Origin of the sequence: Psychrobacter sp. TB55-MNA-CIBAN-0194 (assembly GCF_040309505.1) — a bacterium.
GTDB lineage: Bacteria > Pseudomonadota > Gammaproteobacteria > Pseudomonadales > Moraxellaceae > Psychrobacter > Psychrobacter fozii.
On sequence record NZ_JBEOOW010000009.1, the window covers coordinates 76,512 to 99,201 of the forward strand.

Annotated in this window: 19 protein-coding genes; 8 read left to right on the forward strand and 11 right to left on the reverse strand. The window is 42.1% G+C overall.

The window, feature by feature from the left end; genetic code table 11:
- Window positions 1–96 precede the first annotated feature (96 nt).
- Window positions 97–681: a DUF2799 domain-containing protein gene (locus AAEY75_RS11345; RefSeq protein ID WP_197135014.1), complete on the forward strand. Its 585-nt coding sequence runs from the start codon at window positions 97–99 to the stop codon at window positions 679–681.
- A 41-nt stretch (window positions 682–722) separates the two neighbouring features.
- Window positions 723–2,063 (forward strand): oxygenase MpaB family protein, encoded by a 1,341-nt coding sequence (locus AAEY75_RS11350; RefSeq protein ID WP_197135013.1) that lies wholly within the window; start codon window positions 723–725, stop codon window positions 2,061–2,063.
- A 238-nt stretch (window positions 2,064–2,301) separates the two neighbouring features.
- Here the strand turns inward: AAEY75_RS11350 and AAEY75_RS11355 are convergent, their stop codons facing one another.
- Window positions 2,302–3,039 (reverse strand): NUDIX hydrolase, encoded by a 738-nt coding sequence (locus AAEY75_RS11355; RefSeq protein ID WP_352259622.1) that lies wholly within the window; start codon window positions 3,037–3,039, stop codon window positions 2,302–2,304.
- A gap of 451 nt (window positions 3,040–3,490) precedes the next feature.
- Between AAEY75_RS11355 and AAEY75_RS11360 the strand changes: the two genes are divergently transcribed.
- Window positions 3,491–4,054, forward strand: a complete 564-nt coding sequence (locus tag AAEY75_RS11360; RefSeq protein WP_352259623.1) for an NUDIX hydrolase — start codon at window positions 3,491–3,493, stop codon at window positions 4,052–4,054.
- A gap of 101 nt (window positions 4,055–4,155) precedes the next feature.
- On the opposite strand, the gene AAEY75_RS11365 is transcribed toward AAEY75_RS11360, so the two are convergent.
- Both AAEY75_RS11365 and AAEY75_RS11370 read right to left on the reverse strand, forming a co-directional pair.
- Entirely contained in the window at window positions 4,156–4,620 is a 465-nt protein-coding gene (locus AAEY75_RS11365; protein WP_352259624.1) for a hypothetical protein, read from the reverse strand.
- Between the two features lie 158 nt (window positions 4,621–4,778).
- A complete protein-coding gene (locus AAEY75_RS11370; protein WP_352259625.1) occupies window positions 4,779–7,871 on the reverse strand; it encodes an insulinase family protein in 3,093 nt (1,030 codons plus the stop codon).
- A gap of 592 nt (window positions 7,872–8,463) precedes the next feature.
- Between AAEY75_RS11370 and AAEY75_RS11375 the strand changes: the two genes are divergently transcribed.
- Both AAEY75_RS11375 and AAEY75_RS11380 read left to right on the forward strand, forming a co-directional pair.
- Window positions 8,464–8,925: a universal stress protein gene (locus AAEY75_RS11375; RefSeq protein WP_352259626.1), complete on the forward strand. Its 462-nt coding sequence runs from the start codon at window positions 8,464–8,466 to the stop codon at window positions 8,923–8,925.
- A 90-nt stretch (window positions 8,926–9,015) separates the two neighbouring features.
- Window positions 9,016–9,477: a universal stress protein gene (locus AAEY75_RS11380; RefSeq protein ID WP_352259627.1), complete on the forward strand. Its 462-nt coding sequence runs from the start codon at window positions 9,016–9,018 to the stop codon at window positions 9,475–9,477.
- A gap of 127 nt (window positions 9,478–9,604) precedes the next feature.
- Here the strand turns inward: AAEY75_RS11380 and AAEY75_RS11385 are convergent, their stop codons facing one another.
- Window positions 9,605–10,540 (reverse strand): LysR substrate-binding domain-containing protein, encoded by a 936-nt coding sequence (locus AAEY75_RS11385; RefSeq protein WP_352259628.1) that lies wholly within the window; start codon window positions 10,538–10,540, stop codon window positions 9,605–9,607.
- A 222-nt stretch (window positions 10,541–10,762) separates the two neighbouring features.
- Between AAEY75_RS11385 and AAEY75_RS11390 the strand changes: the two genes are divergently transcribed.
- The gene (locus tag AAEY75_RS11390) at window positions 10,763–11,848 is read left to right on the forward strand and encodes a YeiH family protein (protein ID WP_352259629.1); all 1,086 of its coding nucleotides are present in this window, start codon (window positions 10,763–10,765) and stop codon (window positions 11,846–11,848) included.
- Between the two features lie 248 nt (window positions 11,849–12,096).
- Here AAEY75_RS11390 and AAEY75_RS11395 read toward each other — a convergent pair whose 3' ends face one another.
- On the reverse strand, window positions 12,097–12,306 hold the full coding sequence (locus AAEY75_RS11395) for a cold-shock protein (protein ID WP_010201661.1): 210 nt from the start codon (window positions 12,304–12,306) through the stop codon (window positions 12,097–12,099).
- A gap of 245 nt (window positions 12,307–12,551) precedes the next feature.
- Entirely contained in the window at window positions 12,552–12,974 is a 423-nt protein-coding gene (locus AAEY75_RS11400) for a YbaN family protein (RefSeq protein WP_352259630.1), read from the reverse strand.
- A 280-nt stretch (window positions 12,975–13,254) separates the two neighbouring features.
- Between AAEY75_RS11400 and AAEY75_RS11405 the strand changes: the two genes are divergently transcribed.
- Window positions 13,255–14,085 carry a hypothetical protein gene (locus AAEY75_RS11405; protein WP_352259631.1) on the forward strand — a complete coding sequence of 277 codons (831 nt, stop codon included), beginning with the start codon at window positions 13,255–13,257 and terminating at the stop codon, window positions 14,083–14,085.
- Window positions 14,086–14,314: 229 nt separating this feature from the next.
- Here AAEY75_RS11405 and AAEY75_RS11410 read toward each other — a convergent pair whose 3' ends face one another.
- Window positions 14,315–16,162, reverse strand: coding sequence for a hypothetical protein (locus tag AAEY75_RS11410; RefSeq protein WP_352259632.1), 1,848 nt, complete (start codon window positions 16,160–16,162; stop codon window positions 14,315–14,317).
- A gap of 315 nt (window positions 16,163–16,477) precedes the next feature.
- On the opposite strand from AAEY75_RS11410, the gene AAEY75_RS11415 reads away from it, so the two are divergent.
- Window positions 16,478–17,608: a sterol desaturase family protein gene (locus tag AAEY75_RS11415; protein ID WP_352259633.1), complete on the forward strand. Its 1,131-nt coding sequence runs from the start codon at window positions 16,478–16,480 to the stop codon at window positions 17,606–17,608.
- Between the two features lie 16 nt (window positions 17,609–17,624).
- Here AAEY75_RS11415 and AAEY75_RS11420 read toward each other — a convergent pair whose 3' ends face one another.
- The 4 genes from AAEY75_RS11420 to AAEY75_RS11435 form a co-directional block, all read right to left on the reverse strand.
- A complete protein-coding gene (locus tag AAEY75_RS11420) occupies window positions 17,625–18,920 on the reverse strand; it encodes a VWA domain-containing protein (RefSeq protein WP_352259634.1) in 1,296 nt (431 codons plus the stop codon).
- 285 nt (window positions 18,921–19,205) lie between these two features.
- Window positions 19,206–19,379 carry a hypothetical protein gene (locus tag AAEY75_RS11425; protein WP_352259635.1) on the reverse strand — a complete coding sequence of 58 codons (174 nt, stop codon included), beginning with the start codon at window positions 19,377–19,379 and terminating at the stop codon, window positions 19,206–19,208.
- Between the two features lie 10 nt (window positions 19,380–19,389).
- Window positions 19,390–20,883, reverse strand: coding sequence for an anti-phage dCTP deaminase (locus AAEY75_RS11430; RefSeq protein WP_352259636.1), 1,494 nt, complete (start codon window positions 20,881–20,883; stop codon window positions 19,390–19,392).
- Window positions 20,884–21,218: 335 nt separating this feature from the next.
- Window positions 21,219–22,673, reverse strand: a complete 1,455-nt coding sequence (locus tag AAEY75_RS11435; protein ID WP_352259637.1) for a Na+/H+ antiporter family protein — start codon at window positions 22,671–22,673, stop codon at window positions 21,219–21,221.
- Between the last annotated feature and the right edge of the window lie 17 nt (window positions 22,674–22,690).

The window sequence follows — 22,690 nt, forward strand, 5'->3', positions numbered from 1 at the left end:
TTTCTGCTTAAGAGTTTTTGGTTTAAGGATGCTTTGCTTAAAAATGCTCTGACTTAAGGATATTTAAATTCAGACACATCGCTATAGGAGACAAGGATGCGACGGTTTATACAGCGGCTCTCGTCAAGTATGGCTATCATTGGTAGCATTTCTCTACTATCAGGATGCGCCACTCTCTCTAAGCAAGAATGCCTCATCGGCGACTGGCAGGCTATTGGCTATAATGATGGCGTCGCAGGCTATCCATCAGACCGCTTAGCATCACATGCCAAAGCCTGTGCCAAGGCCAGCGTGGCTCCTGACTATCAAGCATGGGAGCGCGGTCGCCAGTTAGGACTCAAACAATACTGCATCACTGACAATGCCTATAACCTTGGCAGACGCGGACGTAAGCTCAATAATGTCTGCCCAGTCGCCATAGCGAGCAATCTACAACAAGCCAATCAGCGTGGTTTAGAGTACTATAATCTAGAAAATCAACTAGATAGTGACAAAAGACTGTTAGAAGAATATCAAGAAGAATTCGATAAGTTGGAAGGTGGTGCGATGCTAGGCTTTGCCAATGAAAAAGAGGCACGTGCACGTTTACTATTACTCGCTGATGAGCGACGCCAAATCAAACGTCATATCGATGACAGGCAAAGGCAATTGGACTCATTAAATCAGAACAATATACATTAGGGCGTGATGAAAAAGCCTAACCATAACGGCACTCGATAAATATGGATTCAATCGATATCAATAAAAAATCTCCTGATAGCACCTTACCCCACAAGCAGCCGTCAGTAGAATCTTATCTACGTCATGGGCGTACCACTGCGATAGATGACCACAGCGACCTACAAGTCTTAAAGCGCATCAAACGTTATTTATTACCCAAAAACTTTGTCATCTCGCAAGACTTATTAGATGAAATAGTCGCAGGCTACGACATTGGTGACCCGCTAGCAGACGCATTGGCTAATGATGGTATTCGTTTTGCAAAGCCATTACAGCAATTAATCATCGATGGAAAAGTAGATAGTGACCTCACACAAAACGCCTCATTCAATGCGTTAACAGCGCAGTTTGGCAGCCATCCTGATTGGTTCGATCCCAAGCTGGCGCAAATTGGTGCGGTCGCCTATCGCCGTTATCCACTCATGCTCATTTGGCTATTGCGTAATGTCGCATTGATGGCAGGCTATAGCATCCCTGCTCTGTCTTTGCCACTGATTCAGACTGGCGCATTGATGCACGATGCCCTACCTCGCCTGATGCGCACCTATGCTTATATCTTGTCTGTCTCTGAACATCCACGGTCGAACGTGAGCAATGACCAAAAACCTATTGATCAAGTGTTAGCTATTGGCTCTGAAGGCTGGCGACAGTCTATCAAGGTGCGTCAAATTCATACCTTAGTACGGCAAAACCTGCTGAAAGGTAAAGGCAATGCTGCCACTGGCGTCATAGCAGAGGTAGATCAGCACCGTAATCCTGATGGCAGTTGGAATACTGACTATTGGGGCATCCCCATCAATCAAACCGACATGATTGCCACGCATTTACAGTTCTCATTATTGATTATGCGCGGACTACGACTACTAGGTGCACGCATCAGCAGCGAAGAAGCAGAAGGTATTCTGCATTTATGGAATCTGGCCAGCTACTGGATGGGTGTTGATTTAGATCGCTTGCCAAAAGATGAAGCCGCCTGTTGGGAGTGGCTCTATACCTACCTCTCTATCCAACAGCTTGATTTTAAGATGGGACAGCCACTGGCAAAAGCGCTACACGACTTACCACGCCAGCTCATGGGCGAAGACAATAGACGTGGACGCTTCGTTGAAATGGTCAATGCCAGCGTGACACGTACGTTGGTTGGCGATGATATTGGTGATGGGCTAGATTTACCGAAATCTAAGATACGTTTTGGCGTTCTGTCTTCTGTGCCTATTTTATTTGCACTAGATACCGCACGCCAGCACAATCAGAGTGTTGCTAAAAAACTAGAAGCCTTCCGATTCAAGCGCCAAGATAATATGAATTGGTGGCTAAAGAAAAACGATGACTACTATAAGTAAATAATCATAATATATAGTCAAAGAAATCTAAAATGGATACAAGGCAGCCGACTGCAGATTGTACAAATAGTACATCTAAGCAGGGTAACGCCGTAGCGGTTTAGCAGTTCGCTGACTATAGTCAGTTTAATATAATTTGGATACAAGGAAAGCGAATGACAGGACTACAACTAGTAGACTAAGTGAGACTGACACGGTACCAATTTATAGAGGAGTGACTATAGCCTTATATTAAACGCTATAACCTTGTGTCTTGTATACGGTAGTACCAGTCAAGCTGCCGATCAAAGCCCGTCTCTAATAAGCTAGCAATCACTCGACCCGTCAGACCCCATACCGTCTCACCATCCACTTGCCAGCTAGGCGTGAGAATGGTCGCTTTTTCATCTTGCATTGCATATTCCACGGCATACTCTACAGTAGGCTGAGTGACTAACGACTCAAAATCTGCCCAAAAAATGCGTGAGATTTCGCCAGGTTCTGGTACCAATATCAGATCTGGGGCAATGAGCGCAACGATAGGTCTGACACTCATGCCGCTCTTGGACGTTTGAATAGGCAGTTGGCCGAGCAGCTGTACTTTATTAGGTGGTAGCGCCGTCTCTTCACATGCTTCACGTAAAGCTGTTATGACATTATTGCCATCGCTCTGATCATGTTTACCGCCCACACAAGATACCTCGCCCGCATGACTGTTCATGTGCGCAGCCCGAAGCGTCAGTAGCAACTTAGGGTGACGTTCATGAGTAATGGCTACCAATACTGAGGCATCCGCAATCGGTGTTTGATACAAACTGTCTAAAAGACGAGCACTGTGAGAACCCTGATAAGAGTCAGGCATTATTGAACCAGTAACAGTATTTAAAGTTTCGCGTTGCACCCGCTCAGCCAGCTTTCTGAGCGTGGGATAACGAATAAAGGTTGGCACAGCGACTGAAAATTCATCCAAACTCACAGACTGTGGGGGAAGTAGCATTGTAATCGCCCTATATTTTTATCAATATTCATAATCATTACGAGAAGATTGTCGCTTTTATGGTTAGTCGATATTAGCGCAGTATACCCTATCACTGCACATGCTTTATGTGACCGCAACTTCTTATCTAGTGCACTCGCAAGTACAGAATAAGCGTATCAAAATTAATCAGTGGTAGATAAGCTGTTTTTACGAGCACTGCTCGTACGACAAAATTTGTGGTATCTTAGACTGAAGCATGACAACTATAGGCAAGTCTAAACAGTTTAAATAAAAGACAGCCAAATGCTAAAAGTGGTTAAAGCAATAATCTAACCAATGTAAAACAGTTTGGCTATAAATGAAAACAAGATGGGCTATCAGCCTACAATAAGAATGATAATTCTTAAAATAATGACGTCTTTTTCTTATCTATTTTTTATTCCTACTATCATTATACAAGGCAGTTGATATGAGCTATTGTCTCCAATGCGGTCATAAAGCAGAACGAAAGATACCACCTACAGATAATATACCGCGCTTGGTATGCCCAAACTGCAACTATATTCATTACGAAAACCCAAAGGTTATTTGTGGTTCACTTGTCGTACATAAAAACCGAGTGTTGCTATGTCGCCGTGCCATTGAGCCTCAATACGGCTTATGGACTTTACCGGCAGGTTTTATGGAAAATGGGGAAACCATGGCAGAGGGTGCTGCACGTGAAAGCTATGAAGAGGCCGAAGCAGTCGTTATCAATCCACACTTATATTGCTTATATGACATTCCAGATATCGGGCAAATATACTCTATTTATTTGGCTGACCTCAAAGACGGTGCTTATGGGATTGGATCCGAAAGCCTTGACTCTGCTTTGTTTGCCGAAGAAGATATTCCATGGGATAAACTGGCCTTTGAAGCGATACGTCGCACTTTAAAAAGCTATTTTGAAGACCGCAAGCAGTTCGATGTTCATGCTGACTTTCCTATACATCAAGATCATATCGGCAAAGATCAAAGTATCAAACGTTTTTAAACATCGGCTCAACGACCAACCTATCTGTTAAAGAAGCCGCTATCTCGAATAGAAATAGCGGCTTCTTATTGCCTAACACTTTAATCGCCTTGCAAAACTTATCATGTCTTCCAAAACCTTTGCATGTACCACAAACTATAAAAGATGACGGCATAATGAATAATTAAGGAAACAATTCCCACCACTGCCATCACTTTATGCATACCACTATTATGAATGTCTGCCCATGTGATATTGATGTCCATACTTGTTATAAGTACATTAATATTTAGTACAAACATAACCACTGATACAGCTGTAATCATCAGCACAGAGAGAACGGCAATACGACCACATGCAGCCTTATCCAACCCTCGATGTTGACGCTTACGAAATAAAAACGTCACTGCCATATTTAGCACAGCAATGACAGCAACGGTTAAAAGCATACCGCCCACTATAAAGTTGAGTTGATTTAAGACATACGTCAACAGCACATAGCTCAGTGCATAAAAAACAGCATACCCTAACAAGCTTTTATAAGATGTAGTGTACTCAGTCACTTCTATGATGGGTTTATTTGCCAAGTCGATTCCTATTAATTAACTGCTAATATAAAATTAGCCCCATCCTAAATTATTTGCAGACAAAATAAAAGCAGACAATATTTTAGTATTGTCTGCTTATTTAATGCTCACTATAAAATTTGGCTTTTATTTAAAGATTTCTTATATAAAAAGCGATATTAGCTCTTTATTTTGCAAACGTTAAAGCCAAGATTTTTAACGGCCTCTTCTTTATCATAAGGCGCTAATACTGCACGTACATGATCCTGCCCTTGCAGATATTGCTTGGCAACGCGCTGTAAATCAGCAACCGTCACTGACAATATTGACGCGCGCATTTTACGCTGCCAATCGACACCGCGATGATGCAAGTCAGCAAAGCACGCTTTGACAGCTTCGCCAGCTGGAGAGCCTGGCTTATCCATACCTGAGATAATACCTAATATAGCTTCTTCCAACTGCTCGTCGGTCTGAGGTCCATTCAATAACCACTCGATACTGGCATCAAAGTGTGCAAAGGTCTCAGCGCACTGCGGATCACGGTAGCTAAAGAACTTAAACGCACATGCATTGGCATCATAACCAGCACCACCACCATAAGCACCACCGCGCTCACGAATGGCACTGTGTAGATAGCCGTTGCGTAAATAAGGCGCCAATACCATCAATGCTGCCGTGTCAGGATGGTCAGCAGCAGGCACGGTATAAGCACTGGCATTATGATAGACGTTGGTTGGTACTAGCCAAGCCAAATCCTCAACCTCGAGCACGTCGTTTTTAACATCGTCGCCACTCTCTAACGCTTTAACCGTGTCTTTCTCACCGTTTAGTGCTGTATCAAGTTGCAAATCTGCAAACTCGCTCGGGATACTGTCTTCAATGCTATTCTCAGAACTGCGCAGCTGCTTGGCAATCTTTGGTGCTTGGCTGTCTTTCCAGCTATCAACAATCAAGCCGCTTAAGCGTTCGCTTTGCTCGGCTTCACAGATGATAACGGCATGCTTAGGCAAGCTGATCAAGCGTTGATGTAAATCCATCAAGCTGGTGGCCAATTTATCCCACTGGGCGTCATCCGTACTGGCATGCGTTAAGAAGTCCTTTAGCGCATTCAATGCTGGCAGACCGCTGCGCACATACTCTAGCTGTGCTTGACGACTCATACCACGACTAGCAGTTTGCATGGCATAAGAATGCCCAGAACCTGCAAGGTTTGACTGCCAACCTGCCTGACGCTGCTGCAAGATTTCTTTGATACGGTCATGCTCAGAAAAGATACTGTGCTCCATGACTTCTTTGAGCAAATCAATTGCTTCAGGCTTACGGTTAAGCGCACGCGTTGCCACAACGAAATAACTGCTAATCGCTTGGCTATCATCGATATTGGTACGTTGACTAATACGAGCGGTCACACCAGAAGAATGCGCCGCCTGCTTGGCTTGCATTTCATGAGCACTGAGCGTGTCCGTACCTAGCTCTGACAATAGGCTTAAATAGATAGGCAGCAATGGATGATTAATCACGTCATTGACTGGCAGTTCATCTGCGTTTGCATTACCAATCGCATCGGTCAACGGGATGATCACTTGATAGTAATAGATACCGTTAGTACCCGCTTCATATTCAAATAAAGTACTGTCTTGCCCGCTTAAACTCACCTGCTTTTTCGTGCCTTGTTTAAAGCTAATATCCGTTGGTACGTCTTCTAAACCAACTTTTGGCAATAAGCTTAAATCATCAGGCGCTGCTTGACGCTCTGCCAAATCTAATGCTTGTTGCTTTAAAATAGCTTTATCATCAGCGGTCAAATCCATCTCGATAGTATCTAGACGCGTCTGCTCAGCAGCAGCAAGACGGGCGGTCTTTTCACTATCAGGTGTCAGGGTAACGCGGACACGATGCTGATTGTCTAACAGATGGGTTTTGATTAAATTCGGTAGCCATTGCGCATCTTTTACTTGCTCGCGCAGCCACTGCAAATGTTCGTCAACTTCCCAGACATCGATAGGATTACCATCATGAATGGCGGTACTAAACCCTTCTAGCATTAAGTTCAGACCATAAGGAATGCTATCGCCGCCGATATGACGCTGATCAATCTCGATCTGGTGCAAAATAGTTTCGATGGTTTCGTCATCGACTGGCGAGCTGGCAACTTCTGTGAGCAAATCAAGAATACCCTGTTCTACCGCTTCGGCATGTTCAGGGTTTGAACCGCGTAGACCCGTATAAAAGACCATCTCGTAATGACTATCATCAAGTCCCAATAGCGGACTTGGCGCTTTACCCAGTGGATGGCTGTCAAGATAGGCACGCAGCGGCGAGCCAGCATGCTCAACCAATACGCCTTCTAATAGACGTAATGCCAAACGCTGCTTGGGATCAGTAATCGATGGTAATAACCACGCCACGACATGATGGGTTTGATCAGGGCCTGCTTCGTCAGCTGTATAAGTATCAACAGCACTAACGGGCGTAGACAAACGCTGCTCTGGGCGCGATACATGCTTTTTGCCCGCTTCAAACTGAGTCAAGGCATCGTCATGAATTTTGGCTTGCGTTTTAGCGACTGGAATATTACCAAAGCTCATAATCACACTGTTTGATGGGTGATAATGGCTCTGATGAAACTCAACCAGTTCAGTATGCGTCAAATCAGGAATATCCGCAGGATCGCCGCCTGAATTATAGTGATACGTCGTCGTTGGGAACAAATGATGAGCGACCGTATGATACAACTGGTCAATCTCACCACTCATTGCACCCTTCATCTCGTTAAAGACGATACCTTTAAACTGTGGCTTGTCATTTTCATCTAACTCAACACGAATGCCTTCTTGAGCAAAGTCGAGCGGATGAATATTAGGGAAAAACGAGGCATCAAGATAGACAGCAAGCAAGTTGAAATAGTCGTTTTTGTTTTGCGTTGCATACGGATAAGCCGTCCAATCAGCGGCGGTCATCGCATTCATAAAGGTATTGAGCGAACGTTTAATCATTGAGAAAAATGGATCACGGACAGGGAACTTTTCAGAACCACATAGCGCCACATGCTCTAACACATGGGCTTCCCCTCTTGAATCCATCGGCTGTGTGCGAAAGCCAACCAAAAAAGCATTTTCGTCACTAGGATGCGCCAAGTGATAATGCATTGCGCCTGTTTTGACGTGTTGGCTTATCAATACGTCCATCGAGAGCGCATCAATATGGCGATGCTCTAGCAGCTCAAATGCAGGATGCAAAGTTAGATCAGCGGTAAATAACGTGTCGGTCATAATTTTCCTTATGGATTGCCCTATTTTATTTAGAATAATATGCTATTTATGACCAAATCTAGCCAGTAGCGATCAAATAAAATCAGGGTAAACAATAAATAACTAGTGAATGTCATACTTATCGTAGGGTCGTTTTTATATGGTATTCATATAAAATATTGTGAGTATTATTGTGATTAACCTATGAGTAATATTCAAATTTAATGGCAGGTATCAATACATCATCTCAAATGACAGCGATACGCCTGTATAAATTAAAAAGAATTTGCCTAACGGAAGTAGATGGGGTTTACACTGTCATAAGTCAAGCCATCCATCTGGCAATAATACAGTCAATTTTCTATAGACTAGTGACAGCATTAACCTTGCTTGAAGTATTCCAAATAAATCGGTACTCGGTTGGCTTCACTCTCTTTTCTATTAAAGCCTGTTTGCCTCAAATCTTTTTGCCTCAGACTTTTATGGTTAAAACCTTTGTGGTCAAAATGATAGAACAGAAATCAATCATTACCACAATTAAATAATGGATTTAGCCCTTAACAAAGCCAGTCGCCACTGTTACTATGAAGTTAACTATTAATAGGAACATCTAATGAGCTACCAACATGTTTTATTGGTGACAGACTTATTATCCGATGCTGATAAGGTTGCCCTAAAAGCCAAACGCATCCTTGCAGGCTCTCCTGAAGCCAAGCTGACAGTCTTGCATATCGTTGAGGATGATATGGTACGCTTTGGGTTTGAGTTAGTGCCTGCCTCTAGTCTGTCAGGGGATGTCGATGGCGAACACTGGCAAGAAGCTCGGGCAAATCTAGCACAGTTCTTGGAGCGCAATGAGCTGAGTGCAGTCGACGCTGAGGTAACTGCCGCCATATCCAATAGCAAAGGCATCGTCAATTACTGCCAAGAAAAAGCCGTCGATTTACTCATTATCGGACGCCATGAGCGACGTGGTATTGCTGCTTGGTTAATCGGGGCGACTGCAGACAACATACTACCAAACGTGCCTTGCGACAGCCTAGTGGTGAAGCTTGATCAGCCTGTAACACAGTAATCGATTATTCAGAAAAAGATAGCCAATGCTTACTTAACAGCAGCCATGGGTAGTGCTATAGTTAAGACTATCTGCTACGAGGAAAATCTCATGAGTTATCAACATATATTACTGGTTACCGACTTATTATCTGATGCTGACGTGGTCGCCCAAAAGGCCAAACGTATCGTTGATAATCGTCCTGGCTCTAAGTTATCGGTATTACATATTGTCAAAGATACGATGGTTGGTTTTGGCTATGAGCTGGTGCCCGCCTCAAGCTTATACGATGAGATTGATGATGAACGTTGCCAAGAAGCCCGCGCTAAATTGGCAGAATTTTTGGAACGCAACCAATTAAATGCCGTCAATTCTGAGGTAACCACTGCTATCTCAAACAGCGAAGGTATCGTCAACTACTGCCATAAACACGATGTGGATTTATTGGTCATTGGTCGTCACGAACGCCATGGCATTGTCGCTTGGTTAAGCGGTGCAACGGCAGACAACATCCTACCGAACGTGCCTTGTGATAGCTTGGTGGTTAGACTGGATAAGCCTGTATCAAAATAGCTTATATGACAGAGCTCAAGTGACGAGAATTAAGTTAGATAGCTTGTATTAAAATAGCCTTTAATAAAGCGTTTCATAGCACATGTTATGGAACGCTTTTTATTGTCTGTTTTTAACGCTTTGACCCTTATTCTGATGTCAAAATATCAATGAAAGTCTGCCAAATGGGGCTTTGATGGCGAGCTTTGTGCCAGACTAGCCACCATGTCCGCGATAGATCGATTCCTGCCACAGTCACTTGTACTAGTTTACCTGTTGCCAGCTCGGTCTCAATCACATGCTGTGACAGACAGCCCAGTCCAATATCGGCACTGACCATATTTTTGATGGCTTCTGATTGTTGAATCGCCATAATCACCTCCGCATCGGGTACATGCTTTAGCAACTGCTCATCGATGATTTGCCGCGTACCTGAGCCTGCCTCTCGCACCAATAGTGGCAATCGTGCCAGTTGTTCGATACTAAGCTCGTAACAGTTATCCGCATCATTATAGGCCGCGATATCTATCAGCCACTGGCTGTCACGCTTGGCAAAGATCATTAACGTGTCCGTTCGCCACGCTCGCTGTTCAATGGCCTTCATATCTGTCGGGCGCGGCATCCCTTCTACTAGGGCAATATCAATGTTGAGTTGCTCAACCTCAGCGACCACTTCTTGAGTATTGGCAATATAAGTGTTCACACTCGCATCTGGCAATGCTTTGTATAACTTAGCCAGCAGCGGTGGCAATACATAGTTGCCTATGGTGGTACTCGCGCCAATATGAATTTGCCCTGCTTGGTGCTTATGATAATGCTCAAGCGTCAGTGACTGTCCCAATATCGCTTGCGCTTGCACATAAATAGTATGGGCATTGGGATGCTGATTGAGCCGACGTCCGACGCGCTCAAACAACGGCATTTGCAATCTGGATTCAAGCTCAGTCAGCGCGCTACTAACGGCTGACTGTGATAAATGCAGCTCTTCGCCGGCACGGCTGGTGCTACCCGTCTGATAAATACTCACAAATACCGCCAATTGCTTTAGCGTAATCTTAGGTAGCGTCTGCATCGCTTTTTTCATTAGTTCATGACGCCTTATGTCAGTTTTTATCCTGTTTTATTCGCTATACCCATCTTGTTTCAATCTCAATATTTTTACTATCAATCTTGAACCATCAGCATTAACCTAAAAAATCGATAGTTTGTATCTTATTAATCTGTTTTTATTATAAATCAGCTTGTCTTATACTGTCCATTCATAAGCTTATGCTTATTTCGATTAATGACAATAGGACAATCTGTCATGAATGCCTTAACCAAAACAGTGACCAACTATTTCCCAAGCAATCGGCACTTAGCAGGATTGTTCGTGGTGCTGGTCGGTAGCTTATTTTGTTTATGGCTCAATACTGGTCTAGACACTTGGTCGAACGGGCGCATCGTCGGATTGTCCTCTTTAACATTGGCGATTTTGTTCGGTATGCTGTTGGGCAATACGGTATACCCTAATGTCGCCGAGCAGCTAAATGCTGGTGTATGCTTTGCCAAAGGTCAAATATTGCGCTTAGCCATTATGTTTTATGGGTTTAAGCTGACGATGACGCAAGTGGCTAGCGTGGGTATGCCAGCAATTATGACGGATGCACTGGTACTGACATCGACCTTTTTATTGACCTATTGGCTAGGTACGAGATGGCTAAAAGTCGATAAAAAAACGACTCTATTGATTGGTTCAGGCGCGAGTATTTGCGGAGCAGCCGCAGTCATTGCCGCAGAGCCAGTGGTCAAAGCGGAAGCCCATAAAGTCACTATCGCTGTGGCAACCGTCGTCGTCTTCGGCACTATTGCGATGCTGCTATATCCATTTTTATATCATCTTGGCTGGTTGCAGCCTTGGCTAAATGCTCAACAATACGGCATTTACACTGGCTCGACCATACACGAAGTGGCGCAAGTCGTGGTCGCAGGTAACGCGATCAATCCTGAAGTTGGTAATACAGCCGTCGTGACCAAAATGATACGCGTGATGATGCTCGCCCCTTTTCTACTGATTTTATCCTTTGCTTTGACCAAGGGTGACAATGACAGTCATGGAGAGACATTGTCGTTTGTAGACCGCATCAAACAAGTCAATGTGCCATGGTTTGCCTTTATTTTTATTCTTATCGTTGTATTGCACACATGGGTGCCGATGTCTGACAGATTTGAGCGAAGTATGGTCAAGCTTGATGATGTATTGCTCACGATGGCGATGTTTGCACTAGGATTGACGACTCATCTGAGCGCGATTAAGCAAGCTGGCGTTAAGCCACTCATCCTGGGAGCTATTATGTTTGCTTGGTTAATTATTGGCGGTGGCCTGATTAATATTGGTATTGGCTCTATCTGATAGATTCACTTCTTTAGCGCTAGCCCTAAGCTCTAAGCTTTAGCACCCCGTCATTCATTACACTCCATAAAAACAAAAATGCCTACAACTATCGAAATAGTATGTAGGCATTTTTGATTCTATACTTTGATGTCAAAGCCATTTGATATTTAACGGCTCATATCAAATGACAAATGACAGACGTAAAAAAACGAACCCGAAGGTTCGCTTTTTTTACATCTATTCATCTATCTGTCTATAAAGACAAATTAGATAGCAACGATGTTATGTGCTTGTGGGCCTTTTTGACCTTGAGTTACAGTGAACTCAACTTCTTGGCCTTCAGCTAAAGTTTTGAAGCCTGAACCAGTGATTTCGCTGTAATGAGCAAAAACGTCTGCGCCAGTTTCTGGAGCGATAAAACCAAAGCCTTTAGCTTCGTTGAACCACTTAACTGTACCTTTTTGAGTATCTGACATATTGATAATCCTACTTTTTAATTTATTAATGGCCTAGTGACCGGTAACGCTTGCAAATAGCTACTGAACGATAAATATTAAAACGAAGGATTATAACTAATACTACGAGGTAATGATTTGGTGCAGAACTGCTCTTAAGCTTGGGCGTATTATAAGGGGAACATCCTGATTTCGCAAGTCTTATCTGAGATTTCGTGTAACTGGAGGCCTTTTTTCGCTGTTTTTTGACCTATTTTCACTGTTTTTTAGGCATTTGGTAATCGGAACAAATACACCGCTACCCCACTACAGACCGCCGCTACCGCCCATGCCATCCACATCATATCGGCAGGCAAATGATAAAATAACATAGATGTCGATATTGCCATCATTATCGTGGCTAACCACTTGGCATAGAAAGGCACTGCATGATTATTTTCCCAATCACGGACAAACTTTCCAAAGAACTTATGATTGATCAGCCAAAAATGAAAACGTCGGGAGCTACGTGCCCAGCACCCTGCTGCCAGCAATATAAATGGCGCGGTGGGCATCACTGGTAGTAACGCCCCCACTATTCCCAACACAAAAAACAGCCAGCCTAACGTCAAAAACAGCCAACGTATGGTAGGGCTCTTCGATTGATTGGTCTTGGGACGGTGATAAAACGTTTTTTTTGATTGAGTCATAGAAGTCATGTTTTTAGACGATACGGCGATAAAGGCAAGCAGCTACTGTTTTATAAAATAGCTACCTATACAGGTGAGTAAGCATGCGATATTGCTCAAAAACGCACAAGCGTAATTTTGCATCTTTATGTCGTTTTTTCTATATATAGAACGACTGCCCGGTACACAAAACACTGTTTTTTGTCATATTTTTTAGTAGGTGAAATATAAAAACTCAGGCATAATCTTCTTTTTTATTAATCGACTTTTTTTAAGTATTGCGGTATTTATAGGGATATTTATGACCAATCTTTTTATGGCTAAAGCGTTAACCGTATCTTTGGCAGCAGCGACTATGCTGGCCATTAGTGGTTGTGCCACTACCACTAGCCCAGAGTCACGTTTGGCCTATGATCAAACTCAAAAATCATTGGCCAATCAGCCTGTGACTGTTTTAAGTGATGGCTGTTTGATTCGAGTTGAGATGGGCAAAAACGATATTTTATATCAGCAGTCTGATGCGGCGTCTGTGGCCATGATGCACACGATTAAAGAGGCATTGAATGAAAAAGGGCTCACGGTTACTCGTACGACAGCGCCTTTCGTTTGCGGCACGCTGACCAAAGAAGCCCTAACCAAAATGGATATTGCAGCAACTGCAAGCACTAAAGAGCAGCCCAACACAGCATATCCTCTATTGAGCGCAGGCAATAGCTTTGATACAGCGACCAATCAAGCCTACCTCACACTGTTTAGCACTTTAAATAAAGCCAAGCGTCAAGAAATTGAAGCAGCAAAAGGGGCTAGCATTGAATTGGCATTAGATCAAACCACCTTAACCGCTATTCAAAAAATGGAAGGAACTGACAAAGTATTTGTATCCATGGTGACTGGCTCTAAACCATCATTTGGTTATTCGATGGCAGTTGGTGTGACGACGGCTGTGGCGACCGCAGGAACTGGCTTCTCTGCACCGCAGCAAGGTCAGTTTCACCATTTATACTTACTGAACCTAAAAACCAATAAAATTGAATGGGGTAAAACTGCCGCCTTTAACGGGCAAGTATTTAAGATGCCTGTGAACGAGCGTTTTGCTTATAAAGGTATTCTTGCACCTCTATATGCTGAGTAAAACTGAATAAGCCACTCAGTTTTCAGTCTAAAAAACCGCTCACCTGATAGGGTCAGCGGTTTTTTATTTAGCTGTCATCGAATCATAAAATTATTGCTGCACGATATAGTCGATTCAATTTAAAAGTAGTACAAGGCAACCGAGTGTAGACGTATATTAAATACTTCAAGCGAGGTTAACGCCGTAATACTTTTTATCAGCAGTCTTAATATCTAAACCATTAGATATTCTATTCCATACCTATCAAATCACGCTTACGCACCCACCCTGACTGTAAGCTATCTTTATAGCTTACTTTAACCCAATCTTGATTTTGTCCGTAAAAAATGTCGGGTTGTCGGATGATATCGCCTTTTATAAAATAGCTTGATGGTTTATTGGGCATAAAATTATCATTTAAGATTTCTGCTTTATCACTGATTACTTTATAGCTAGTAGGCGGTATGGGACAATTTTGCAATTTATAGTCATCGTCGACTTCTTTATCTAAATCAAATCGAGCAAAATCCGTCGTGGCATTATATTGCGTTCTACTTTGACAGTAATATGCCTGACCAGTATCTACTGTGCTTTTTAAAACGCCATGAGTCACCCACCATTCAGCACCAACCTGTTCAAACAGGTACTCTTTGATATAGTCTTTTTCACTATTTTCCCAGTATGTACTTACAATGAAGCCCTTATTATTGTCTCTGGGAGTGATGGCAGAAAATAGGGTATGAGGGGCATCTGCAAAGGTGATAGCAGACAAATCTAACTCATAATATTTACCTTTTGCTAAATACACATACAACTCATCGCCTTGATAATCATTGTCTGTAGACTTATTTTTAGCCACTAGTAAGTCACGCTTGCCATCATTATTGACATCGAAATGAAAGCTGGCAAATAAAGGACTGGGGAAAAACTGCTTATAGTTTGCTTGCGTAATCTTAGCCTTTGCTGGTTTTGATTTAAGACGTCTATCAACAGGAATAATATTTCCTGTGACCGTGATTTGAAAATACTTGTCAACTGCTGATATTTCTTGGTAATTCTCTTCAATAGTGAATTTGCTACCTAAATAGGTAATGGCGATATTGTCGTTTTTAACAGTAATGAGGTAATACTCAGGGTCTACAAACATGCCTTCAGGATTATCGTCAGTAATATAGTCTGCGCCGCTATCCTCGAATAACCCGTATGCCAAAAACACTTTAATATCACCAATGCTGGGCAGTGTAAAAAACCCTTGGTCAGAAGAGCCACCCAGCACAGGCTTCAGCTTATTAGTAACTTGTTTAGCAAGTACTTGATCGTCCATTAAAAACTCATCAGTGACCAGATTGGTATCGAGTTGAACAGCGTCATCAACATTATAACTACTAAAAGGTAGTGTAGTGACATTGGTGACACTTCGGTCTGCTCGCACTGAGCCATCATCAGTCAACTGATAATGAATGGGTTGGCGGTTAAACCTATAATAGGTGTTGATGATCTGTTGATAGCCTTCTGTTATTACAAAGTCATTTTCAGCCAACTCAAATATATTAACCGTATCATTGGCATTTGGAGTATGTGCTTTTTTAATAGTTACAAGATAGCTGTATTGGTCTTCCAGTTGGTCAATCGTTAAGCCAGAGGTATCTTCAAGCTCAAGAAACTCACTTTCGTAAGCATGAAATATGACGAAGACTTGCATATCCTCTTTATCAGGAAGCTGATAGAATCCTGCCCGCTTCATATAATCACGCGATAGCAGCTCTTGAAGCTGTTTATCATTTGTCTCTACTGGAAACGCTGATAACGGCCTTTGTTGACCGTTTTGTGATACCTTTTTAGTGAAGGGCAACGCTGTAATTTCCTCTGAAGCAGAGGTTTGATCTGCTCTAGGCTGGTTACTACTCGTATTATTGGTCGCGGTTTGTATGCTCGATAATGCACTTGGATCTACTACGTCTGTATCTACCGAGTTCTTGTTATCATCAACAGATTCCGAAGAGCAGCCACTGATGGCTAATGCCAGTAAAATGCTCAAGGGTAAAGAAGCCAAAACGGTTGCACGATTACATATAGAGCGGGCTGTCAATTCAGTCATAAATCGCTATCCAGCAGTATGATTTTCAGAAGAATAAAATTACGCTTATCAGCAAGACTTTTGTTAGCATAGCAAAGCAGTAACGGTCTTTTCGCCCTAGGCAAGCTAAGATCCTAATTTTAAAAGCTTTTGTCTTTAGATGCTTTTGTTTTAGGTACTTTTGTTTTAGGTGCTAAGGGTGAGTTGTGAATCACACTATATCTACCTCGATTATGGAAATCTACTTTATTTACCTAATAATGTTGAGTGAATCATATACTCATTTGTACTAAACAATGCTAAATTAAACTCAAACGCCATTAACAGATTAAAACTATGAGCAAATTACTCCGAAAGCACTTTGAAGACCGTGAAATAAAAAAAGGCTCAGGACAAGTGTCCGCCTTTATTGCGGTGTCTTTGGGCATACTTGCCACGCTTGCTGCTCTGTGTTTTTTATTCCCCAATCTGCTAACCACGCCAGATTTCAGACCCTTATATAATGCAAATATTTTACGAGGTATGTTGTTTGCCAGTATTGTCATTGGCTTTGTGTCGGGTGTTATTAGCCTACTACGCAATCCGTCTAAGCGGTGGGGAATGGCGGGTATGTTACTCAATGCCTTTGCAGCGCTGCTCGCATCAGGACAGATCGAGCCCAATTACTATGACCGTAGTATGTATGCAGGCTTGGACTATTTTATTTTAACGTTGGTAATTTCCGCGTTGGTGTTCATTCCTATGGAGCGGTTTTATGCCAAATATAAGGAACAAAAACTGTTGCGATCTGGCTGGGTAACAGATATTAAATACTTCATGTTTAGCCATTTGGGTATTCAGTTACTGAGTTTTTTTACTATCATTCCTGCGCAGATTTTATTCAACCAATGGCTTAATCCTTCATGGCATCAGATGGTAAGTAGTCAGCCTTTAGTGCTGCAATTTATAGAGATTTTGATCGTGGTGGATTTTTTTAGTTACTGGATTCATCGCAGTATGCATAAAGTCCCGTCTCTGTGGCGCATACATGCTGTACATCATTCTTCGCATCACATGGACTGGCTAGCGGCAAGTCGGGTGCATGTGTTTGAGCTGATTGTGAATCGTTTTGTCGGTTATATTCCATTATTGTTTATGGGCTTCTCTCCAGCGGCAACTTATGCTTATCTGGTGTTTATCTCTTTTCACGCCATATTTATTCATGCCAACGTACGTTTCCGTTTTCCGTATTTTCGCTGGGTGCTCGCAACGCCAGAGTTTCATCATTGGCATCATTCATCAGAAAAAGAAGCGTGGGACAAAAACTTTGCCGCCTTTTTACCCATTTATGATGTGCTATTCAAAACCGCTCATTTGCCAGACCATTTACCCAAAAAATACGGTACGACGGCCAATACAAAAATACCAGAGGGCTTTGTGGCGCAGTTGGTATATCCGCTGCAACAGAAACAACGCAAGAAAAATTAATGCTGCTAATGTCTACTTACTTTGCTATCAATCCAATCTCGCGCGCTTCTTTTAGCCACATGGGGAACTCTTCTAGCATGTTTTCATACAAGGCTTCTTCGCTGATATCATCCAAGTCATCGAGTTCAAAAAAGTCACAATTATCAATCACACGTCCTTCCATATCGTCTAGTTTTTTGAGGATGCCATAACCACGACCACCCAAGCCCACAAACTGCCAAAATATCGGCAATTTCGCCGCTTCCGTCATGACTCTCGTGATACCGCGATTGTCGTTCACCCCGCCATCACTGATAAATAGCACGTAGACAGGTACATCTAAGCCGTCTTTTTGATAAAACTCAGTGACGGCTTTCATGACCTCTGCTTCATTGTTGATGCGCGGGCCAAGTGCCCATTTGCGCCAGCCGCCATGAGCATTGTCAATGAAACCATCATAGTTGCTCAGCCCAATCTCGCCCAAATATTGCGGATCTCGGGCAAACGCCCAGCAGTCTAACGCTTGGTCGTCATCGAAGCTCACTGCCAATGGTAATATACGGTTGACCACTTCTTGCACGCGGCCTTTTTTGTACTGTCTGTTCATTGAGCCTGAGGCGTCTAACACCAGTGCTACCTTTGCGGTTAATTGCTGCAATTGGCGTTTCTCAAGCGATATGGTGGCTTTTTTGGCCAGATTGACCAGTTTTGGTGCTTTGTCTAGCATGACTTTTTCTAGCGATGGTTTTGCTTGCATTGGCGTGGCGGTCGTCTCTGCTGCTTGTGGACTACTCTCTTCTACATCACCACCGAAATGCTGCACGATGGCGGCAAGTCCACCATTAAAGCCTTGCGCGACGTTGGATACTCGCCAAACGCCACTCTTACGATACAGCTGCATCAGCATACTGGCTTGCTGCTGGGCAAAGTTTGCTGCTTGATACTCTGCCTGTGCCTTTTGCGATTGCTGCCAAATGTCAATTTCTAATGACTGAATTTGATTCAGCGAAGTATCGGCTGATAACACAAAAAACAAGCTGTCTATATTGGTAGCCAGTTTGGATAAATTCACTTCAAACTCGGCTTGGATACCTTTACTCGCCGTTGGCTGCGACTCGTAATGGGTGAGCTTGATTTGTCCGCATGGTGAGGTTGGCTGATTATAAAACACCATGTAATCATCATTGATCAGTTTGCCTGCTACATCTAAGGCAAAGCAGCTGATGTCCATCTCTATTGGGCTTTGGCGAGTGAATTTGAGCGTGATGGGTACGGTGTCGTCAATAGCAAGATTGCTTAAAGGCGAGCGTTGTCCGACGGTGAGATGGTTCATGTTATTCCTTACGTTAGCGTGTTATTCCTTTAAAGATAATAGCTTAATTACTGACAATACACTGAATAAATTAATCCCCAATGCGAGTAAGTGGCAAGCGTTACGCAAGATGCTAGCCGAGATCGATATCGTGACCTTAAGCGATGAACAATATCAGTCGTTTTGGTCGCTATGGAAGTTAAGATATTTTGAACAACAAAAAACCGCCATAGTGTTTGCCGTGGCGGTTTTTTGTTGTTTTGAATAGTTTAAATAATTGTTTTAATATTAAACTACTAAGGCTGATTAGGATCCAGCCTTACTTAACAATCCTTTAATTTGAGTAGGATATTCACCTTTTTCAGTATCGTTCACAGAAGATCTTAATGAATGTCTCTTCCACTCTGGCCATTCATCAACTTTGGAACTAACTCTTTTTAAATTTTCATAAAATGATGATTTAACTGTTGATGTATTCATAATAAAACCCTTATTCTTCTAGACTATCGATCACGTTTATAACTTCTTTTGCAGCTACTTCTTCTAATTCAAGATACGAGTTCGGTAAAATTTGCATACGTAAGTTAGCAGATTGTGGCTTCCACTTAATCGTCTTACCTTTTAGCTTCCTTTTAACAGGTTCTCCTGAACCTAAGTTCATTGAAAATAAATTATAAAAACTTCTAGGGCCAACTCCTACAAAAGGTTCAAAGAATACTTTTGCATTAGAGTCTAATTTATTCTCAGTAATAGAGTCGTTGTGGAATTCTAAGGCTTTGCTTTTAGGATAGGGCTCGATGTAAACTACTCTAGTTATCCCAGCTGCAATAATATGCTTTGCGCAGTTATGACATGGAAAAGTTGTACAATATAAGGTAGCATTTTTAGTGCATTGATTGTTCCTCGTACAACTCATCAATGCTTCCATCTCTGCATGTACTATCCTACCATATTCAGTTATATCTTTTATTGGACTTTTTATAAGAATTTCTCTAAATTTATCTCTATCTTCTTCGTCTTCTATAACACTTAATATCTCTTCTATAATCTCTTGTTTTTGTGCATGATTTGAATCTTCTCCACGCATATAATCACGACCTTCAGGAGCATCAGAAATTTCATATTTTTCACTATATTTGATAGAAGGCCAATATAGCCCACCTCCAAATTTAGGAACATCATTTGCACCAGTCGATATGATATCTTCTCCTCTAGCTACAACTGCTCCTACCTGTCTTGATAAATCAGCAGATCTTAAAGATGCTGAAAAGGCCATAAACATTGCAAACTCGTCAGGAGTTGGAGTTAAAAAAGGTTTTCCAAAAATTAAATCTAAAATTCGCCAAATATCTTTTTCAAGCTTTTCGGAGTTAGTTCCATAGTCAATATAAAAATCAGATAAATGAAAGGTATCTTGTGTATGTTCACCAAATTTATTATTTTCATTTATATCTCTATCAATTAGCTCATTAGCTTCCTCTTCTTCCAAGAGGTGATTGTCCATAAGATAGCTTTTTCTCTTATTTTTATTACAATGCACTCCAATCAATAAGAAACTTTTTGAATATATTTTTCTTAAAGTATCTACTTCGTCTGGGTTTTTAAGAGAATTTATAATATAAGCCTTTCTAGACTCTGGTTTTGCAACTGCACCTTCTCCTGTACCCCTACTAGTACGTATAACTCCTGCACACGCTAGCGCAAGAATCTCATTACATCCAGTTTTCTGTCGTATTTCATTCCCACAATCCATCAAGCTATTAACCTTGTTAAAGAAAGTAGCATTTGGGGCTAGTGTACTTTTTATATCCAACTCTTCACATAAAGGAATAATGCACTCTTTTGATATTCTCAAATTATCAACTGTATACCTGTAGGCAGCCAATCTAGCTGAAATAATCCTAGTAATATTCTCTAAGTCAGTTCCTACTGCTCCAACCAAACCGATTACAAGTTCTGAGTCTTCGTATATTCCTAAGTTCATTATTAATCCCTAAATGTATCCATGTATAATTTCAAGTTTTTGTAATCAATTTTACTAAGATATAACTATAGGTTTCACTATAAACCAATAAAAATCTTTTTTACCTTATAGTGTTATCGTTCAATTCATCTCAGAAAACGAAAGTACACTATACAATATGACAGATAAAGAAAGCACACAAATATTCATTATTTAGCAGAAGCCAATAAAAAAAACGCCATCACAAATGTGACAGCGTCTTTCATTACTATAGATATTTACGCTTTAGTTACAAAGCCTTTAACTGCCCTATCTGCGCCGTAATCGCCACCAACCACTCTCCACATTCAGCCAGTTTAACCCAACAGCCATACCACAGCGACCAAAGTAAATAGCAGCATACCGATATTGGCATGGAAGAAAGTCGGAATCACACTGTCTTTAATATGATCATGCTGTCCATCAGCATTCAAACCAGCAGTCGCACCAAGCGTGAGTGTAGACGCAGGCGAACCAGCATCACCCAATGCCGCAGACGCACCAAGCATAGCCAGTGTCGCTAATGGAGAAAAACCAAGCGCCACGCATAATGGAATATAAATCGGCGCCAAAATCGGTACAGAGGCAAACGAATCACCAAAACCAATCGTGATAAACAAACCCACGATTAGCATCATTGCAGCACCGAACAGCTTATTATCACCTAAAATCTGAGTAGCAGAAGCCACTAATGGATCGATGTCACCTGTGGCTGTTAATACCGCACCGAAACTGGAGGCTATAGTAATAATCACAGCGATTTCAGCCATTAATCGAACGCCTTGAGTAAAGACATCATCCTGAGCCCGCCAGCGATAAATACCAGAGAAGCCAAGAATCATAAAGCCTATCATTGCGCCAATAAACAAAGAATCAAAATACATTTGGAATAGCAATACCACTATCACGGCCAATGCGGTAAATAGCAAAGGCTGTAACCCTATTTCTATTTTTTCTTGATCGGTAGATGCTGATATTTCTTGTTTTTGTGATTCGATATAAGCGCGTGGCTTACGATACGTGATAAATACAGCGACCAGCATACCAGCCAAAATACCCATCACTGGAAAAAACATCGCTTTAGGTGCCATACTCGCTGTGGCAACAAACCCAGATGCCGCACCCACCGTATTAAAATTTTCTAATAAAATTTCATTGAGATAAATCGCACCAAAGCCAAACGGTAATAACAGATAAGACGCACTGATACCACAAGCCAGAATACAAGCGATGGCACGACGGTCAATTTGCAGACGATTCATCAAACCAAGTAATGGCGGGATAAGCACTGGAATAAAAGCAATATGTACTGGAATCAAGTTTTGTGAGAGTAATGAGGCGACAATGAACAGTATGAACAGCATCCATTTGACCTGTTTGCGTACATGAGCACCTTCACGATTTAGGCTACGAGCCATTTTCTGCGCCACCCAATCTAGAACACCACTCCTCGACAGTGCAACGGCAAATGCACCGACCATGATATAAGTCATGCCTACCTGCGCACCACTGAGTAAATTGTCATTCAATACTTGCAAGATATCTGGAAACGCCATTTGCGCATGCAGACCGCCTAACAAAGCCGCTGAGACTAAAGAGACTGCAACAGGAATCTTAATAAGACAAAATACAACCATGAGTACAATGGCCAACACCACCGCATTGATCGGAATAGACAGCAGCGACAACAACCCATAAATAGCCGCTAAAGCAACCAGTACAGGTAACGCTCGATTAAGAAAAAACGTATCATCTCGATAAGCAGCTAACATAACATCCCTCAAAATAA

Bases quoted from the DNA above. Each gene is read 5' to 3' on its own strand.
- AAEY75_RS11360 (WP_352259623.1), top strand. From the start codon at position 3,491: ATGAGCTATTGTCTCCAATGCGGTCATAAAGCAGAACGAAAGATACCA.
- AAEY75_RS11350 (WP_197135013.1), top strand. From the start codon at position 723: ATGGATTCAATCGATATCAATAAAAAATCTCCTGATAGCACCTTACCC.
- AAEY75_RS11380 (WP_352259627.1), top strand. From the start codon at position 9,016: ATGAGTTATCAACATATATTACTGGTTACCGACTTATTATCTGATGCT.
- AAEY75_RS11385 (WP_352259628.1), bottom strand. From the start codon at position 10,540: ATGAAAAAAGCGATGCAGACGCTACCTAAGATTACGCTAAAGCAATTG.
- AAEY75_RS11390 (WP_352259629.1), top strand. From the start codon at position 10,763: ATGAATGCCTTAACCAAAACAGTGACCAACTATTTCCCAAGCAATCGG.
- AAEY75_RS11415 (WP_352259633.1), top strand. From the start codon at position 16,478: ATGAGCAAATTACTCCGAAAGCACTTTGAAGACCGTGAAATAAAAAAA.
- AAEY75_RS11435 (WP_352259637.1), bottom strand. From the start codon at position 22,673: ATGTTAGCTGCTTATCGAGATGATACGTTTTTTCTTAATCGAGCGTTA.
- AAEY75_RS11420 (WP_352259634.1), bottom strand. From the start codon at position 18,920: ATGAACCATCTCACCGTCGGACAACGCTCGCCTTTAAGCAATCTTGCT.
- AAEY75_RS11400 (WP_352259630.1), bottom strand. From the start codon at position 12,974: ATGACTCAATCAAAAAAAACGTTTTATCACCGTCCCAAGACCAATCAA.
- AAEY75_RS11355 (WP_352259622.1), bottom strand. From the start codon at position 3,039: ATGCTACTTCCCCCACAGTCTGTGAGTTTGGATGAATTTTCAGTCGCT.
- AAEY75_RS11430 (WP_352259636.1), bottom strand. From the start codon at position 20,883: ATGAACTTAGGAATATACGAAGACTCAGAACTTGTAATCGGTTTGGTT.
- AAEY75_RS11395 (WP_010201661.1), bottom strand. From the start codon at position 12,306: ATGTCAGATACTCAAAAAGGTACAGTTAAGTGGTTCAACGAAGCTAAA.
- AAEY75_RS11410 (WP_352259632.1), bottom strand. From the start codon at position 16,162: ATGACTGAATTGACAGCCCGCTCTATATGTAATCGTGCAACCGTTTTG.
- AAEY75_RS11370 (WP_352259625.1), bottom strand. From the start codon at position 7,871: ATGACCGACACGTTATTTACCGCTGATCTAACTTTGCATCCTGCATTT.
- AAEY75_RS11345 (WP_197135014.1), top strand. From the start codon at position 97: ATGCGACGGTTTATACAGCGGCTCTCGTCAAGTATGGCTATCATTGGT.
- AAEY75_RS11375 (WP_352259626.1), top strand. From the start codon at position 8,464: ATGAGCTACCAACATGTTTTATTGGTGACAGACTTATTATCCGATGCT.
- AAEY75_RS11425 (WP_352259635.1), bottom strand. From the start codon at position 19,379: ATGAATACATCAACAGTTAAATCATCATTTTATGAAAATTTAAAAAGA.
- AAEY75_RS11405 (WP_352259631.1), top strand. From the start codon at position 13,255: ATGACCAATCTTTTTATGGCTAAAGCGTTAACCGTATCTTTGGCAGCA.